Annotated in this window: 14 protein-coding genes; 10 read left to right on the plus strand and 4 right to left on the minus strand. The window is 68.4% G+C overall.

Features of this window, described 5'->3' with window-relative positions; translation table 11 throughout:
* From lysX to thrC, 6 genes are all read left to right on the plus strand, one after another.
* Positions 1 to 882: a lysine biosynthesis protein LysX gene (gene lysX / locus HSRCO_RS14220; RefSeq protein WP_259519810.1), complete on the plus strand. Its 882-nt coding sequence runs from the start codon at positions 1 to 3 to the stop codon at positions 880 to 882.
* Positions 882 to 1,958, plus strand: coding sequence for an N-acetyl-gamma-glutamyl-phosphate reductase (gene argC, locus HSRCO_RS14225; protein ID WP_259518303.1), 1,077 nt, complete (start codon positions 882 to 884; stop codon positions 1,956 to 1,958). Before lysX ends, argC begins: the two co-directional genes overlap by 1 nt.
* Complete coding sequence (locus tag HSRCO_RS14230; RefSeq protein ID WP_259518304.1) at positions 1,955 to 2,770, plus strand: acetylglutamate/acetylaminoadipate kinase; 816 nt, start codon at positions 1,955 to 1,957, stop codon at positions 2,768 to 2,770. The genes argC and HSRCO_RS14230 overlap by 4 nt, the downstream gene beginning before the upstream one ends.
* Positions 2,767 to 3,888, plus strand: coding sequence for an aspartate aminotransferase family protein (locus HSRCO_RS14235; protein WP_259518305.1), 1,122 nt, complete (start codon positions 2,767 to 2,769; stop codon positions 3,886 to 3,888). The genes HSRCO_RS14230 and HSRCO_RS14235 overlap by 4 nt, the downstream gene beginning before the upstream one ends.
* Entirely contained in the window at positions 3,888 to 4,910 is a 1,023-nt protein-coding gene (locus tag HSRCO_RS14240) for a [LysW]-lysine hydrolase (RefSeq protein ID WP_259518306.1), read from the plus strand. The genes HSRCO_RS14235 and HSRCO_RS14240 overlap by 1 nt, the downstream gene beginning before the upstream one ends.
* 74 nt (positions 4,911 to 4,984) lie before the next feature.
* On the plus strand, positions 4,985 to 6,235 hold the full coding sequence (gene thrC / locus HSRCO_RS14245) for a threonine synthase (RefSeq protein ID WP_259518307.1): 1,251 nt from the start codon (positions 4,985 to 4,987) through the stop codon (positions 6,233 to 6,235).
* A 6-nt stretch (positions 6,236 to 6,241) separates the two neighbouring features.
* On the opposite strand, the gene HSRCO_RS14250 is transcribed toward thrC, so the two are convergent.
* Both HSRCO_RS14250 and serA read right to left on the minus strand, forming a co-directional pair.
* A complete protein-coding gene (locus tag HSRCO_RS14250) occupies positions 6,242 to 6,667 on the minus strand; it encodes a hypothetical protein (protein WP_259518308.1) in 426 nt (141 codons plus the stop codon).
* 40 nt (positions 6,668 to 6,707) lie between these two features.
* Entirely contained in the window at positions 6,708 to 8,294 is a 1,587-nt protein-coding gene (serA, locus tag HSRCO_RS14255; RefSeq protein WP_259518309.1) for a phosphoglycerate dehydrogenase, read from the minus strand.
* Positions 8,295 to 8,339: 45 nt separating this feature from the next.
* Between serA and serB the strand changes: the two genes are divergently transcribed.
* Positions 8,340 to 9,113: a phosphoserine phosphatase SerB gene (gene serB, locus HSRCO_RS14260; protein ID WP_259518310.1), complete on the plus strand. Its 774-nt coding sequence runs from the start codon at positions 8,340 to 8,342 to the stop codon at positions 9,111 to 9,113.
* A gap of 111 nt (positions 9,114 to 9,224) precedes the next feature.
* Here serB and HSRCO_RS14265 read toward each other — a convergent pair whose 3' ends face one another.
* Positions 9,225 to 10,415, minus strand: a complete 1,191-nt coding sequence (locus tag HSRCO_RS14265) for a homoserine O-acetyltransferase (protein WP_259518311.1) — start codon at positions 10,413 to 10,415, stop codon at positions 9,225 to 9,227.
* Between the two features lie 110 nt (positions 10,416 to 10,525).
* The gene (locus HSRCO_RS14270) at positions 10,526 to 11,698 is read right to left on the minus strand and encodes an alanine--glyoxylate aminotransferase family protein (RefSeq protein ID WP_259518312.1); all 1,173 of its coding nucleotides are present in this window, start codon (positions 11,696 to 11,698) and stop codon (positions 10,526 to 10,528) included.
* 145 nt (positions 11,699 to 11,843) lie between these two features.
* On the opposite strand from HSRCO_RS14270, the gene ligA reads away from it, so the two are divergent.
* Genes ligA through HSRCO_RS14285 form a run of 3 tightly spaced genes read left to right on the plus strand, consistent with a single transcriptional unit; the run spans position 11,844 to position 16,469 of the window.
* On the plus strand, positions 11,844 to 13,976 hold the full coding sequence (gene ligA / locus HSRCO_RS14275) for an NAD-dependent DNA ligase LigA (protein WP_259518313.1): 2,133 nt from the start codon (positions 11,844 to 11,846) through the stop codon (positions 13,974 to 13,976).
* 54 nt (positions 13,977 to 14,030) lie between these two features.
* Positions 14,031 to 14,678 carry a hypothetical protein gene (locus tag HSRCO_RS14280; protein ID WP_259518314.1) on the plus strand — a complete coding sequence of 216 codons (648 nt, stop codon included), beginning with the start codon at positions 14,031 to 14,033 and terminating at the stop codon, positions 14,676 to 14,678.
* Positions 14,679 to 14,732: 54 nt separating this feature from the next.
* Positions 14,733 to 16,469 (plus strand): excinuclease ABC subunit C, encoded by a 1,737-nt coding sequence (locus HSRCO_RS14285; RefSeq protein WP_259518315.1) that lies wholly within the window; start codon positions 14,733 to 14,735, stop codon positions 16,467 to 16,469.

Here is a 16,469-nt window from a genome sequence, read left to right on the forward strand (position 1 = left end):
GTGGACGTCGGCCTCCTCTACTCCCGGATCCGCCAGGACGAAAAGCTCCTCCTCAACGAGCTACGCGAGCGCGGCCACGAGGTGCACAAGGTGGACGTCCGCAAACAGCAGTTCGGCCTGCAGGAGGCGAGCGTCGACTTCGACGCGATGGACGTCGTCCTGGACCGCACCCTCGCGACCAGCCGCTCGCTGTACACCACGAGCTTCCTGGACGCCTACGACGTCCCCGTGGTGAACGACGCGGAGACGGCCCGCGTCTGTGCCGACAAGGTCCAGACCACGCTCGCGCTCGCGAACGCAGACGTTTCCACCCCCGAGACCACGGTCGCCTACACCGTCGACAGTGCGATGGAAGCCATCGAGTCCTTCGGCTACCCCGTCGTGCTCAAGCCCGTCGTCGGCTCGTGGGGTCGCCTGATGGCCCGCATCGAGGACGAACACGCCGCCGAGGCCATCCTCGAGCACAAGGCGACACTCGGCCACTACGAGCACAAGGTGTTCTACGTCCAGGAGTTCGTGGACAAGCCGGGCCGGGATTTCCGCGTACTCGCCCTCGACGGCCAGCCAATCGCGGGGATGGTACGCTCCTCGGACCACTGGCTCACGAACGCCGCCAAGGGGGCCGAGACCGCCGAACTCGAGATCACCCCGGAGATTGCAGACCTCGTCTCGCAGGCGAGCGCGGCCGTCGGCGGCGGCATGCTCGGCGTCGACATCATGGAGACCGACGACGGCTACACCGTCCACGAGGTCAACCACACCGTCGAGTTCAAGGCGCTGACCGACGCCGTCTCCGTCGACGTTCCCGCAACGGTCGTCGACTGGCTCGAGGGGGAGGCCGCCCAGGCGGCCGACCCACACGCCGGCGAGGTGACCGCCTGATGGCGACGGGCGAGACCACCACGTCCAACGCGGACACCGCCGAGACGGTCACTGCCTCGGTCGTCGGTGGGAGTGGATTCACCGGGGGCGAGTTGCTCCGTCTGCTGGCCGGGCACCCGCAGTTCGCGGTGGCCCAGGCGACCAGTCGCGAGTACGCAAATCGCACCGTCGGTAGCGTCCACCCGAACCTCCGCGGTCTCGACGTCCGCTTTTCCCACCCCGACGATCTGGAGCGCGTCGACGTGCTGTTCGCGGCGACACCCCACGGCGTCTCGATGGAACAGATCGACGAGTTCCGTGCCCTCGCCGACACCGTCGTCGATCTGAGCGCGGATTTCCGCCTCGACACGGCCGGGCAGTACGACGACTGGTACGACGGCCACGCGGCACCAGAACACCTCGAGGACGCGGTTTACGCGCTCCCCGAGCGCCACCGCGAGGAGTTGCCGGACGCCGAACTCATCGCGAGTGGCGGCTGTAACGCCACTGCGACCATCCTCGGACTCGGTCCACTGGCCGACGCGGGCCTGCTCGCCGACGCTGACGTGGTCGTCGACGTCAAGGTCGGCTCCTCGGAGGGCGGGGCCGGTGGCGGCGCAGCGGCCTCCCACCCGGAGCGGTCAGGGGTCGTCCGCCCGTACGCCCCGACCGGCCACCGCCACGAGGCAGAGATCGAACAGGAACTCGACCTGTCGGTCTCCTTCACCGCCCACGCCGTGGACATGGTGCGGGGCGCCGCAGCGACGAGTCACGTCCTCCTCGACGAGGTTCCATCGAAAGCGGAGCTCTGGGGCGCGTTCCGCGAAGCCTACGAGGACGAACCGTTCGTCCGTCTCGTCGCGGGCGGTGGTGGCGTCTATCGCTACCCCGAACCCAAGGCCGTCGCGGGGACGAACTACGCCGAGGTCGGCTTCGAGGTCGACGAGACCAACGGTCGGCTCGTCGTCTTCAGTGCCATCGACAACATGATGAAGGGCTCTGCCGGCCAGGCGGTCCACGCGGCCAACGTCGCGCTCGGCTTCGAAGAGACCGCCGGCCTCGACTTTCAGGGCCTCCACCCGGTGGGTGCGCCATGATCGTCGTGAAGATCGGGGGTGCCCGGGCGGTGGATCCCCAGGGCGCCATCGACGACGTCGCCACCCTGACCGAGGCCGGTGAGGACGTGATCGTGGTCCACGGCGGGTCGACCGCCGTCGACGACGCCCTGGAGGCCATGGGAACCGATCCGGAGTACGTCGAGACGCCCGGGGGCGTCGTCGGACGGTTCACCGACGCGGAGACGATGGACGTCTTCTCGATGGCGATGGGCAGGGTCAACACCGACCTCGTCACCGACCTCCAGAACGCCAACGTCGCGGCCGTCGGGTGTAACGGCGTCGACGGCGGCCTCCTCACCGGCACGCGCAAATCGGCCGTCAAGGTCCGCGAGAACGGGAAGACGAAGATCAAGCGGGGCGATCACTCGGGGACCATCACCGACGTGAACGACCACCTGCTCGAGACGCTGCTCGATGCGGGCTACACCCCCGTGGTGAGCGTCCCGATGCTCGCCGAGGACGGGGTCGCGGTCAACACCGACGCGGACCGCGCCGCTGCCGCCGTCGCCGCCGCGATGGACGCCTCGCTCGTGGTCCTGACCGACGTGGCCGGCGTCTACGAGGACCCCGCGGACCCGTCGACGCGCATCGAGGCGGTCGACTCCCCGGCCGCCCTCGACGCCACGAAGGCGGCCGCGGAGGGGTTCATGACGAAGAAGGTCCTCGCGGCGACCGAGGCGCTCTCGGGCGGTGCGAGCGAAGTGGTTGTCGCCGACGCCACGACGGCGACACCGATCGTCTCGGCGCTCGACGGTGACGGCACCCGATTCACCCCGGACGCGATAGCATGAACGGCTTCGTCTTCTCCCAGAAACCCATCGAGATCGAATCGGGGTCCGGCCCGTACCTGACCAGCACCGACGGGACCGAGTACCTCGACATGGGCGCGAGCTACGCGGTCGCGAGCGTCGGCCACAGCCATCCCGACGTCGTCGCGGCCGTCCAGCAGCAGGCCGAGGAGTTACTGTTCGTCCAGGGGTCGTACCCCGTGGCGGTGCGCCAGGCGCTCCGCGAGAAACTGGCCGCCATCGCGCCGGGCGACCTCGAGGACGTCTGGCTCGCGAACTCGGGCACCGAGGCGAACGAAGCCGCCCTCAAGTTCGCCCGCCACGCGACCGGCCGATCGAAGATCGTCGCCGCCAACCGGGCGTTCCACGGACGGACCATGGGATCGCTGGCCGCCACGTGGAAGGGGAAGTACAAACAGGGCTTCGAACCCCTCGCCGGCGATTTCGTCCACGTCCCCTACGACGACCCCGAGGCGCTGGCAGCGGCAGTCGACGAGGAGACGGCGGCCGTCATCCTCGAACCCATCCAGGGCGAGGGCGGGATCCGCCCGGCCTCGACCGAGTACCTGCAGACCGCCCGCGAAGTGACCGCGGAGACGGGCGCAGCGCTGGTCTTCGACGAGATCCAGACGGGACTCGGCCGCACGGGGACGATGTGGGCCCACGAGACGGCCGGCGTCGTCCCCGATGCGCTCACCGTCGCCAAGGGGCTCGGAAGCGGTCTGCCCGTCAGCGCCACCGTCGTCGCCGACTGGATCGCCGACGACCCCGGCAATCACGGGTCGACGTTCAGCGGGAGTCCAATCGTCGCCGCCGCCGCTGGGGCGACACTCGACGTCATCGAGGCCGAATCGCTCGTCGAAAACGCCGCCTCGGTCGGTGGCTACCTGCAGTCGAGACTGGCGGCCCTCGACGAACCCCGCGACGTCCGGGGCGAGGGGCTGCTCGTCGGTATCGAGGTGAAGCGGGGGGCGAACCGGCACCTCAAACACCTCGCGCTGGACCACCAGATCCTGGCGCTGCCCGCCGGCCGGACGGTCGTCCGCCTCCTCCCACCACTCGTGGTGGACGAGTCACACGCCGACGAGACGGTCGATGCGCTGGCCGAGGTGCTGGCCTGATGGACGACGCGCGGACACTCCTCACGGACCTCGTCTCGACCCCCTCTGTTTCGGGTGGAGAGAGCGAAGCAGCAAGAATCCTCGTCGAGGCCTTCGAACGCGCTGGTCGGGAGGTCTGGATTGACGAGGTCGGGAACGTCCGCGCGCCAGCCGACGATAGCGTCCTGCTAACGTCCCATATCGACACCGTTCCCGGCGAAGTGCCCGTGCGCGAGGAGGACGGCTTTCTCTGGGGACGCGGGTCGGTCGACGCGACCGGGCCGCTGGCCGCCATGGCCGTCGCCGCAGTCGAAACCGGGGTGAGCTTCGTCGGGGTCGTCGAGGAAGAGACCACCTCGCGGGGGGCGCGCCACCTCGTCGAGACCCGGGACGCCCCCGACGCCGTCGTCAACGGCGAGCCGAGTGGGTGGGCCGGCATCGTCCTCGGCTATCGCGGGTATCACGCCGGCAGCTATCGCGTGGAGGTGCCATCCGCCCATACCGCGGTCGACGACCAGAACGCCATCGAGCGCGCGATGGACTGGTGGGACCGGGTCGAGGCGGCCGTCGGCGACGAAACGGCCCGGGACGCAACGGCGTTCGAGCGCGCGACCGCGAAACCCGTCGGCATCGAGGGCGGCGTGACCGAAGACGGTCTCGCGACCGAAGCGCTGGTGGACGCCCAGTTTCGGCTGCCCCCGGGAACGACCGGAACGGACGTTGAATCGACGGTCGACGCCGTGACGGAATCCGGTGCCGTCGCGTGGGACGAACCCATCCCACCGGTCATGCGCAGCCCGAGGAACGCGGTCGCACGGGCACTCAGGGCGGGCATCCGGGCGGCAGACGGCGAACCGACCCACCTCCGCAAGACCGGGACGAGCGACATGAACCTCTTCGCCGAGGCCTGGGACGTCCCGATGGCCACCTATGGACCGGGCGACTCCTCGCTCGATCACGCGCCGGACGAGCGCCTCGAACTGGCCGAATTCGACCGGTCGGTCGCGGTGTTGACCCACGCCACCGCGGCGCTGGCCGAGTAGCGCCGCCGCCTCCCTCGCCCTCCCGGTGGCCAGGTCCGACCCCTTTTTGCATTACCCGCTCCGAGGTGAACGCAATGGTAGACCTCACCCTGGACACCGACCACGTGCCCGACGTCGCCGAGGACGGCGTCTGGCTCTCCTGTATCGAGTGCAACGAGACCTACGCTCCCTTCGACGACGTCATCTACGAGTGCGACGCCTGCGGCGGGCTTCTCGAGGCGCGCTACGCCGACTATGCCACCTTCGACGACTTCGCGGGCGAGGGGGTCTGGCGCTACGCCGACGCCCTCCCCGTCTCGGGGAGCGTGAGCATCGACGAGGGCAACACGCCGCTGTACGAGGTGCCCGGTATCGCCGAGGAGGTCGGCGTCGCGGACCTCCGCGTGAAACACGAGGGGATGAACCCGACGGGGAGTTTCAAGGACCGCGGCATGACCGTCGGCGTGCGGGTCGCCGAGCGCCTCGGCGTCGGTCGGCTCGTCTGTGCGAGCACGGGGAACACGAGCGCGGCCCTCGCCGCCTACGGCGCCCGGGCGAATATGGAGACGCTGGTCCTCCTCCCGGCCGGCAAGGTCGCCGCGGGCAAACTCGCCCAGGCGGGCCTCCACGGGGCGACGATCCTGGAGGTCGACGGTAACTTCGACGACTGTCTCGACATCGTCTCCGAACTGGCCGAGATGGGCGAGGCGTACCTCCTCAACTCCCTCAACCCGTTCCGCCTCGAGGGCCAGAAGACCATCGGCCTGGAGATGCTGGAGCAATCGACGGCGGCGACGGGCGAGTGGCCCGACCGCATCGTCCTCCCGGTCGGCAACGCCGGCAATACGGCGGCCCTGCACAAGGCATTCCGCGAACTGGTAGCGGCCGGTGCGATGGACGAAGACGAGGTCCCGATGCTCACCGGCGTCCAGGCCGAGGGTGCCGCACCCATGGTCGAGGCCATCGAGAACGACTACGACGAGGTGCGGGGCTGGGACGACGTCGAAACCCGCGCGACCGCCATTCGCATCGGCAAGCCCGTCAACGCCCCGAAGGCGCTCCCGGCCATCCGGCAGACCGGCGGTACAGCAGTCGCGGTCTCCGACGACGAGATCACCGACGCCCAGCGCGCCCTCGCCGAGGACGGCATCGGTGTCGAACCCGCGAGCGCCGCCTCCGTGGCTGGCCTGCGGAAACTCCGCGAGAACGGCGTCATCGAAGACGACGAGCGGGTCGTCTGTCTCACCACCGGCCACCTCCTGAAGGACCCCGACGCCGCCGCGGCCGCCGGTGGCGAACCGACGCCGGTGCCGAACGACGTCGAGGGCGTCCTGGACGTCCTGTAGCACCGCTCACCGATACGGATGGTAGCGGTGTTCCCAGCGGAACGCCCCGTAGATGGCGAGTACCCCGACGAACGAGACGAGGACGGGGCCGTGGGTTCGGCGGTCCGACCAGTCGAAGGTCGTGTAGTAGGCGAAGACGTGGTAGGTGCCATCTTTTCTCACGATCTCGGCGGGGACGGGGTCGGCACGCTCGAAGACGAACCGGGTCTGTTCGCCCGCGATGGCCCGGTCGACCATTGATTGCTGGGCGGGCGTGAGGTCGTCGTCGGTCGTGACACAGCACCGGTCCGGTGGCTCGTCGGTACTCTCCTGATAGACGTAGTGGTGATCGTGATCGGCGAACCCCACGAACGTCGCCGCCCCGCCGAGGAGCAAGAAGATGGCGACGTAGACCACGAGAAACCGGATCCAGCGAGCGGCGCGGGGCGACATCACCCCGGAGATCGGTCCGGCGAGTTACAAAACTACCGCGTCACTCGGTGCCGTTGAGCTCGATGTAGGAGACGTCGGTGATACGGTCGTCGGCCAGAAGGTCGGCGACCAGGTCGTCGGGAACGGGGTCGTCGAGGTTGTAGACCGTCAGCGCCTCCCCGCCGATGGTCTCGCGACCGTTGAACATCCCCGCGATGTTGACGTCGTATTCGCCCAGCGTCGACCCGATGAAGCCGATGACGCCCGGTTCGTCCCGGTTCCGGGCCACGAGCATGTGGCCGTGCGGGACCGCGTCGACCCGGTAGCCGTCGATGGAGATGAGACGTGGGTCCTCGCCGGCGAAGAGGGTGCCGCTGACCGTAAGCGACTCCTCGCCGTCGGTCACGGTGACCGAGACGAAACTCTGGAAGTCCTGTGCCTGGCGAGACTTGGTCTCGGAGACCTCGATACCGCGCTCTTTGGCAACCTGCGGCGCGTTGACCGCGTTGACCTGCCACTCGAGCGGTTCGAAGACGCCCTTCTGGGCCGAGGCGGTAATCAGTTCGACGTCCTCTTCGGCGATGTCGCCCCCGTATGTGACCTCGATGGTGCCGATGCGACCCTCGAAGAGGTTCGCGGCGACCTTGCCAGCGGTCTCCGCCAGGCCGATGTACGGCCGGATACGGGGAAAGGCGCTCTCGTCGACCGACGGCGCATTGAGCGCGTTGATAACCGGTTCGTCGTTGAACGCGGCGACGACCTGGTCGGCCGTCGAGGTGGCGACGTTCTCCTGGGCCGCCTCCGTGGCCGCCCCGAGGTGGGGGGTCACGATGATGTCGTCGACGTCGAGGACCGGGTTGTCCGGTGAGACGGGTTCCTGGGTGAAGACGTCGAGTGCCGCGCCAGCGAGGACACCGTCCTTGACGGCTTCGGCCAGCGCCGCCTCGTCGACGACGCCCCCACGGGAGGTGTTGACGACGTAGCCGCCCTCTAGCTGGGCGAGTTCCGCCTCGCCGATGAGTCCCTCCGTCTCGTCGGTGAGGGGGACGTGGACGGTCAGGAAGTCCGCGCGGTCGAGACAGGTGTCCAGGTCGACGAGTTCCGCGCCGAGTTGCTCGGCCCGGTCCTCGCCGATGTACGGGTCGAAGGCCACGATGTCCATCCCGAGCGGCCCGAGTCGTTTGGCGACCTGCTGGCCGACCCGACCGAGACCGACCACGCCCAGCGTCTTGCCGTTGACCTCGGTGCCGAGGTAGTCGCCCTTCGCCCACTCGCCGGCCCGGAGGCGGGCGTGTGCCTGCGGGATGGAGCGGGCCGTCGCGAAGGCCATCGCGACGGTGTGTTCTGCGGCCGCGCGGACGTTGCCCTCGGGGGCGTTGGCCACGATGACGCCGTGGTCGGTGGCAGCGTCGATGTCGATGTTGTCCACGCCGATACCGGCCCGACCGACGATGATCAGGTTCTCGGCGGCTTCGAAGACCGCCTCGGTGACCTCGGTGCCGGAGCGGACGATGAGCCCGTGCGCGTCGCTGATGGCGTCGAGCAGTTCGTCGCCGCTGACGTCGTAGGCGGTCACGGCCTCGTGGCCCGCCTCGCGAATCCGTTCGAGACCCGCATCGGCGATGGGGTCGGTAACGAGTACCTTCATGTTCGAGGGGAACCAGTCCACGGACATAACCCTTTTTGCACGTGCATGTATTGTCAGAGACTCCCATACCAGGTGATATCCATATGTGTGGACAATTTGTGGCGACGAACCGGCCGGAGCCGCGACGATCGTGGACGCATCGCCACCCTTGAAGTCGGGGGGGTCCAAGCGGAACACATGCTCGTCGCTTTCGACTTCGATGGAACGCTTTCGGACTCCGAGATGACCGTTCTGCTGGGTGCCAGGCAGGGCGTCGCCGAGGAGATGGAGGACATCACCTCCCGCGCGATGAACGACGAGATCAGCTACGCCGAGAGTCTTCGGAACCGGGCGGCGCTGCTCGAGGGACTTCCCGAATCGAAGGCCACTGAGGCCTTCGAGGAGGTCGAGTTACGCCCCGGCGCGGCCGACGTCATCCACGCCATCGAGGACGCGGGGCATACGACCGCGATCCTCACGGGCGGGTTCACGGACGGGGTCCAGGCCGCCCTCGACCACGAGGACGTGTCGGTCGACCACCTGGTCGCCAACGACCTGCCCGTCGCGGACGGCGCGCTCACCGGCGAGGTGACCGGTCCGCTCATCGAAGGGACGAAAGACGACGCCCTGGCGGCTCTCGCGGATGATCTGAACATCCCGCTCGAGGAGACGGTCGCCGTCGGTGACGGCGCGAACGACCTCCCGATGCTCGACGTCGCGGGCCTCTCCATCGGCTTCCAGCCCAAGAGCGCGGTTCGCCCGCACTGCGACGTGTCCGTCTCGACGATGGACGAACTCCAGACGCTTCTCGGCGATCACGGCGTCCTCGCGAACTCGTGAGTGAGGGCTCGTGGAGCTTTGCTCCTCGGCGTCCTCGCGAACTCGTGAGTGAGGGCTCGTGGAGCTTTGCTCCTCGGCGTCCTCGAAAACTGAGCGGCCGATCGGTCGGCGTTAGCTGAACAGACTGGCGTGGACGGGGGCGAAGTCGGCACCGTCAGCGCCGCCGTCGAGGAACGCGCGCAGCGGTGCGCCGACCGTCTCCGGTTCGACGAGGAAGGCGTCGTGGCCGTAGTCGCTGTTCACGACGCGGTGGGAGACGGCGGCCCCGGCACGCTCGAAGGCCGTCGCGAGGGTCTCGCCCTGCTCGACGGTGAAGTGCCAGTCGCCGGTGTAGGAGACCACGAGCGCCTCGCCGTCGAAGTCGGCCAGCGCGGCGGCGTCCGTGCCGACGCCGTGGGCGAGGTCGTACTCGTCCATCGCTCGCAGGAGGTAGAGGTAGCTGTTGGCGTCGAAGCGGGTGGTGAAGCGCTCGGCGTTGTAATCGAGATAGGAGGCGACGTCCCGATACGGGAAAGCGTCGGCCGTGGGGTCGTCGAGCGACGAGATGGCGCGCTGGGCGGTCCGTCGGCCGAAGCGGTCGTCCATCGAGTCCTTCGAGAGGTACTGGACGTGACCGATGCGGCGGGCCGTCGCCAGGCCGTCGTCGGGATGCTCGCCGCCGTAGTAGTTTCCACCGTCGAAGTCGTCGTCCGCGGTGATCGCTCGCCGGGCGACGCTGTCCAGCGCGAGCGTCTGGGCGTCGACCCGGGCGCCGGTGGCGATGGCGGCAACGCGTTCGACACGCTCGGGGTACTGCTTGGCCCACTCGATGGCGTTCATCCCGCCGACGCTCCCGCCCAGGACGGCGTAGAGCGTATCGATGCCGAGATGATCGAGGAGTCGTGCTTGTGCGTGGACCCAGTCCGTCACCGTGACGGCCGGGAAGTCGGGTCCGTAGGGGTCGCCGTCCGGCCCCTCGCTCGCGGGACCGGTCGTCCCGTAGCACGAGCCAGGGACGTTGGCGGAGATGACGTAGAACTCGCGGGTGTCGACGGGGCGGCCCTGGCCCACGACGTCGTTCCACCAGGCCTCCGCCTGCGCACCGAGCGAGTCGGGCGCGGAGCCGGCGACGTACTGGCTCCCGGTGAGGGCGTGGGCGACGAGGACGGGGGGATTACTGGGGTCGCCGTAGGTCTCGTAGGCGACGTCCATGTCCACGGATCCACCGCGTTCGAACTCGAACTGGCCGATATTCACGGTCGTGTGACCGGATGCGGGCTCCGTCGGGGCGGGATCGGTGGTGGGTGTCGTGGCGCCTGTCATGATCATCACGCATACGAGCGGTTCTGAGTATTACCGACAAATCGGCCTATGCTTGTAAGTGTTACTATCGGGCAGGAATATGCAATGGGGTAATAACCGTCGCCGGCCGTCTACCGAAGGTGGTCTCGGGCCGTCTCCAGGGCCGCCGCCGTGTCGGCGTCGACGCCGACCGCCTCGAACGCTTCGCCGATCGTCCGGACGCCCCGGATGACGTTCTCGCTGGTGAGGTTGCCCATGTTGCTCACGCGGAAGATCTCGCCGCCGAGGTGGGCCTGCCCGCCACTGATGCTGACGCCACGGTCGGCGACCTCGTCGAAGAAGGCCGTGCTGTCGTCGCCCTGAACCGACGCCGGGAGTTCGATGGCCGTGACCGTGTTCGAGTACGCCGAGTCGTCGTTTAGGTCGGGGAAGGAGTCGAGGCCCATCGCGTGGAACGCCTCGCGGAAGGCCGTCGCCTGCTCGCGGTGCCGTTCGATGCGGTCGGGCATGCCCTCCTCGCGGATGTCCTCGACGGCCACCGCCAGCGCACGGAAGAGGGGCACGGCGCTCGTGAAGGGCGTCTGGTTGGCCTCGGCCTTGCGCAGGTGCCAGTCGAGATCCTCGTAGAACGGTGCGCTGTCACCGTCGATGGCAGCTTCGGCGTCGCCAGTCACGAAGACCGCGCTGAGCCCCGGCGGCGCGGCGAGGGCTTTCTGGGCGTCGACGACCGCGATGTCGACGTTCCAGTCGTCGATCCTGAACTCGTCGCCGCCGATGCTGGTCACGCCGTCGACCACGTAGGTCGCGTCGTGTTCGGCGGCGATCTCGCCGACCTCGGGGACCGGGTTGATGATGCCCGTGCTCGTCTCGTTGTGGACGATGGTCACGACGTCGGTGTCGTCGGTGACCGCCTCGGCGACGGCGTCGACGTCGACCGGGGCGCCCCAGTCGAACTCGACGGGGGTGACCGACGCGTAGCGGTCGGCGATCCGTTTGAAGCGCCGCCCGAACTTGCCGTTGTAGACCGCCACGACCTCGCCGTCGGCGTCCACGGTGTTGGCGACGGCAGCCTCCATTCCCATCGTCGCCGTGCCGTTCAGGATGAGACTGGTCCCGCCCTCGGCGGTCGAGGTCCCATCGAGCGTCGAGCGCGTGAACACGTAGTCCAGTTGCTCCTGTGCTCGTTCGTAGACCGCCTCGAACTCGGCCGAGCGGTGTGATACCATCGGTTCGCCCATCGCCTCGCGTACCTCGCGGGTGATCGGTACCGGACCCGGGTTCAGGAGGAGAAAGTCCTCTCGCATACGTTCCCCTATGATCGCCCCAACGATAAAGCCGCCCGGGTCGTGCAAATTCCGCCGACTCGGGTCGGAGTGTCAACGCGAGCCACACACCCACGGTGTCGTCCCGAGCCGGTCATTTAGGACCGTGCCCGTTCAACGTCGACCCATGACCGACGTCGACGCGCCGGACAATCCCTACGTCCGGGACCCCGACACCGATTTCGAACCGGTGGCGGCGCTCACGGACGAGGCGGCCGAAGATCAGGTGGCGGCCCTTCGAGAAGCCATCCGCTATCACGACTACCGCTACTACGTCGAGAACGACCCCGTCATCGCCGACCGGACCTACGACCAGCTATTCGAGCGGCTCCAGGAACTCGAGGACGCATTCGACCTCGAGACCGTGGACAGCCCGACCCGCCGGGTCGGTGGTCAGCCCCTCGACGAACTCGAGACCGTCGAACACGTGGTCCCGATGCTCTCCATCGACTCGAGTGGAGAGCCCGAGGACGTTCGTGATTTCGACTCGCGCGTGCGCAGAGCCGTCGGCGACGTCTCCTACGTCTGCGAGCCGAAGTTCGACGGGCTGTCGGTCGCCGTTATCTACGAGGAGGGGCGTCTCGTCCGGGCGGCGACCCGCGGCGACGGCATCGAGGGCGAAGACGTGACCGCCAACGTCCGGACCATCACCAGCATCCCACAGCGACTTCGGGGCGACTACCCGGACTTCCTGGCCGTCCGCGGGGAGGTCTACATGCCCCGAGAGGCCTTCCACGCGTTCAACCGCGAGCGCGTCGAAGCCGGAGAAGATCCGTTCGCGAACCCGCGCAACGCGGCCGCCGGATCGCTCCGACAACTCGACCCGTCCGTGACCGCCGAGCGACCGCTCGAGTGTTTCTTCTACGACGTCCTCGCCGCGGGCGAGCATCGGCAGGTCGTCGAGGAGACCGACGCCTCCCGCGGCGCACTCGGCGTCGACGATCTCCCCACACAGTCGAGCGAACACGAACGGCTCCCCGACTGGGGCCTCCGGGTCGAACACGACTGGTACCTGGTCACCGACGACGTCGAGGACGCGCTCTCCTTCCGCGACGAGATGCTCGACCGCCGCGACGACCTCCCCTTCGAGGTCGACGGCGTGGTCATCAAGGTCGACGACCGCGAGGCATGTGCCCGCCTCGGAACCACCGCCCGCCACTACCGCTGGGCCTACGCCTACAAGTTCCCCGCGCGCTCGGAGGTCACCACCATCGTGGACGTCGTGGTCCAGGTGGGCCGGACCGGCCGTCTCACGCCCGTCGCGCTCCTCGAACCCGTCGACGTCGGCGGGGTGACCGTCTCCCGGGCGAGCCTGCACAATCAGTCGGAGATCGCGGCGATGGGCGTCGACGTCGGCGACGAGGTTCGCCTCGAACGGGCGGGCGACGTCATCCCCTACGTCGCCGAAGTGACCGAATCCCACAGCGACGGCCACTTCGAGATGCCCGAGGAGTGCCCGGCGTGTGGCAGTCCGGTCGCTCGTGATGGCCCGCTGCACTACTGCACCGGCGGCCTCCAGTGTCCCGCCCAGCTCGTGCAGGGCCTACACTACTTCGGCGGGGACGACGGCCTCGACATCGAGGGACTGGGAGAGCAGACCGCCGAAACCCTCGTCGAGGCGGGCCTCGTCGAGGAAGACGTCGCCGACCTCTTCGACCTGACCGAGACAGACCTGCTCGAACTGGAGGGATGGGGCGAGAAAAGCGTCCGGAACTTGCTCGAGGAGATCGAAGGGGCGAAAGAGCCCGACCTCGCGACCTTCCTCGCGGCCATCGGCATCCCGGAGGTAGGCCCCACCGTGGCCCGGGACATCGCCCGTCACTTCGGCGACATCGATAGCGTGATGGACGCCGACGAAGCCGACCTCCAGGCGATCGACGGGGTCGGTCCTTCGGTCGCCGCACGGGTCACGGACTTCTTCGGGAACGAGCGCAACCGCCGGGTCGTCGAACGGCTCCGCGAACGGGGCGTCGACCCCCAGCCCATCGAGACGGACGCGGGCGACGAACTGGCGGGGCTGACCGTCGTCTTCACAGGCAGCGTCGAGGGGTACACCCGAGACGACCTGGAAGCCCTCGTCGAATCGCACGGCGGGAACGCCACGGGTAGCGTCTCGGGCAATACTGATTACCTCGTCGTCGGCGAGAATCCCGGCCAGTCGAAACGCGACGACGCGGACGCGAACGACGTTGCGACGCTCGACCCCGAGGCGTTCTTCGAGATGCTGGACGAGCGTGGTGTCGCCGTCGACGCCCCCTAAACGGGCGGCTGGCGGTGGGAACGTTGATAGGGCGGGACGGGAAACCTGGAATCGATGGCAGGGCGACGGACCCCGTCAGATTCGTCCGATGGATCCCTCGGCAGCATAGGTGACGACGGCGGTGACGGCATCGGGCACTCCGACTGGCGAAATCGCGTCGAGCAACTGCTGTACGCTGGCGAGGAGGTCCGTCTCAGGGTGGGCCGAACGCAGGACGAGATCGTCGTGACGAGCCACCGCTTGCTCGCGTTCACCCCCGAGCGGGACGGCTCGAACTTCCACGCTGTCGACCTGCCGAACGTGGAAGCGATATCCACCGAGTCGAGCGGTCGCTTTCCGTTCGTCTCGATGGGAGCGAAGGCCCTCCTCGCAGGAATCGTGATCGTCGCCGCTGGGTTGGTGATCGACTTCGATCGGCTGGCCGCATCCATCCCGATCGCCGGGACGGACGCCGTCGGGGCGAGTAGTATCCTCGGGATGCTCGACGGGCTCCGGACCGTCCTCGCCGTCGCCGACGTGGTCCTCCTCGGGATCGGTGGGCTGCTCGCCTTCGTCGGCCTGACCCTGCTGGCCGCCTACTGGTTGACCAGACGGACGGAGGTGGTCGTCGCCGTCGCGGGCGACGAGGACGTCCATCTGGATCGCGACAGTTTCGGCGACTCGGACCTGGCGAAAATCGAGACGGCACTCGAACGACGGTAGTACCCAGTCGTCGTAGCAATCGATTGAAAGCCGTCCAGTGACTATCCGGACCCGATGGACGCTGCCGGCGTACGGACGCTCGCAAGCGATCTCCCCCGAGAGCCCGGCGTCTACCAGTTTCTCGAAGGCAATTCGGTCCTCTACGTCGGCAAGGCGGTGAACCTCCGCGACCGGGTGCGGTCGTACGCCGACCCCCGCAGCGATCGGGTGCGCCGCATGGTCGGCCGGGCCGAGGACGTCGACGTCGCCGTGACGGACACGGAGACCCAGGCGTTGTTGCTCGAGGCCAACCTGATCAAGCGCCACCAGCCGACCTACAACGTCCGGTTGAAAGACGACAAGTCGTACCCACTGGTCCAGTTGACCGACCACGCGTTCCCCCGCATCGAGATCACGCGCGATCCGGCGGAGGGCGCTACCGTCTACGGCCCGTTCACCAACAAGGGCGAGGTCGAGACCGTCGTGAAGGCCCTGCGCGAGACCTACGGCCTCCGGGGGTGTTCTGCGTACAAATTCCGGAATCGCGAGCGCGCGTGTATCGACTTCGACATCGGCCTCTGTTCGGCCCCCTGCGTCGGCGAGATCGACGAGGCGGGGTATGGTGCGGACGTCACCAGCGCCAAACGGTTATTCGAGGGAGAGACCGGTGCACTGGCCGACCCCCTCCGTCGGGCGATGGAGCGAGCTGCCACCGACCGCGAGTTCGAGCGGGCGGCGAATCTCCGGGACCGCCTGGAGACCGTCGAAGCCTTCCACGGCACCGGTGGCGAAGCGGTTCGGATGGCGGACGAGGCCGAGGAGGCCGTCGACGTCCTCGGCGTCGCCCTCGAAGGTGACGCCGCCACCGTCGCGCGTCTCCACAGCGACCGCGGCAAGTTGGTCGATCGAACCCGGCACTCGGTGGTCGCACCGGAGGCGGAGGACCGTATCGCGGCCATCCTCGCGGCATTCATCCCACAGTACTACGCGGAGCGCTCGCTCCCCGACGCTCTCCTGCTTCCGGAGGACCCCGGCGACGAGGACCTGTCGGCCTGGCTCGCGGCCGAGGGGGTCGCGATGCGCGTTCCCGGCGCCGGCCGCGAGGCGCGTCTCGTCGACCTGGCGCTCAAGAACGCCCACCGGTACGCCGGCGAGACGGACGAACTGGCCGCCCTCGGCGACGCACTGGGGATCGACCGACCCTCACGCATCGAGGGCTTCGACGTGAGCCACGCCCAGGGGAAGGCCGTCGTCGGCAGCGACGTGACGTTCGTCGACGGGACCCCCGAGAAAGCGGATTACCGGCGGAAGAAACTCGAGGAGGGCAACGACGATTACGCCAGGATGGCGGCACTGATCCGCTGGCGGGCGACGCGAGCGCTCGATGGACGCGACGATCGGCCCGACCCCGACCTCCTCCTCATCGACGGCGGCGAGGGACAGTTGAACGCTGCCCTGGACGCGCTCGAGGGGACCGGCTGGGACGTCCCGGCCATCTCGCTCGCCAAGCGCGAGGAGGTGGTCGTGACCCCCGACGGAACCTACGACTGGGCCCACGACGCCCCACAGTTACACCTACTGCAGCGGATCCGCGACGAGGCCCACCGGTTCGCGGTCCAGTACCACCAGACGCTCCGCGACGACGTCTCGACCGTCCTCGAGGACGTCGACGGGATCGGGCCCTCGCTCTCGCGACGGTTGCTCAGGCGGTTCGGGAGCGTCGAGAACGTCCGGGCGGCCTCCGTCGAGGAGTTGCAGTCGGTCCCTGGCGTCGGGCGAGGGACGGCCCAGACACTCGCGGATCGACTGTAG

The organism is Halanaeroarchaeum sp. HSR-CO (assembly GCF_024972755.1).
Lineage (GTDB): Archaea > Halobacteriota > Halobacteria > Halobacteriales > Halobacteriaceae > Halanaeroarchaeum.

Coding starts and splice junctions, on each gene's coding strand:
- argC (WP_259518303.1), top strand. CDS start 882: ATGGCGACGGGCGAGACCACCACGTCCAACGCGGACACCGCCGAGACG.
- HSRCO_RS14230 (WP_259518304.1), top strand. CDS start 1,955: ATGATCGTCGTGAAGATCGGGGGTGCCCGGGCGGTGGATCCCCAGGGC.
- HSRCO_RS14235 (WP_259518305.1), top strand. CDS start 2,767: ATGAACGGCTTCGTCTTCTCCCAGAAACCCATCGAGATCGAATCGGGG.
- HSRCO_RS14240 (WP_259518306.1), top strand. CDS start 3,888: ATGGACGACGCGCGGACACTCCTCACGGACCTCGTCTCGACCCCCTCT.
- thrC (WP_259518307.1), top strand. CDS start 4,985: ATGGTAGACCTCACCCTGGACACCGACCACGTGCCCGACGTCGCCGAG.
- HSRCO_RS14250 (WP_259518308.1), bottom strand. CDS start 6,667: ATGTCGCCCCGCGCCGCTCGCTGGATCCGGTTTCTCGTGGTCTACGTC.
- serA (WP_259518309.1), bottom strand. CDS start 8,294: ATGAAGGTACTCGTTACCGACCCCATCGCCGATGCGGGTCTCGAACGG.
- serB (WP_259518310.1), top strand. CDS start 8,340: ATGTATTGTCAGAGACTCCCATACCAGGTGATATCCATATGTGTGGAC.
- HSRCO_RS14265 (WP_259518311.1), bottom strand. CDS start 10,415: ATGACAGGCGCCACGACACCCACCACCGATCCCGCCCCGACGGAGCCC.
- HSRCO_RS14270 (WP_259518312.1), bottom strand. CDS start 11,698: ATGCGAGAGGACTTTCTCCTCCTGAACCCGGGTCCGGTACCGATCACC.
- ligA (WP_259518313.1), top strand. CDS start 11,844: ATGACCGACGTCGACGCGCCGGACAATCCCTACGTCCGGGACCCCGAC.
- HSRCO_RS14280 (WP_259518314.1), top strand. CDS start 14,031: ATGGCAGGGCGACGGACCCCGTCAGATTCGTCCGATGGATCCCTCGGC.
- HSRCO_RS14285 (WP_259518315.1), top strand. CDS start 14,733: ATGGACGCTGCCGGCGTACGGACGCTCGCAAGCGATCTCCCCCGAGAG.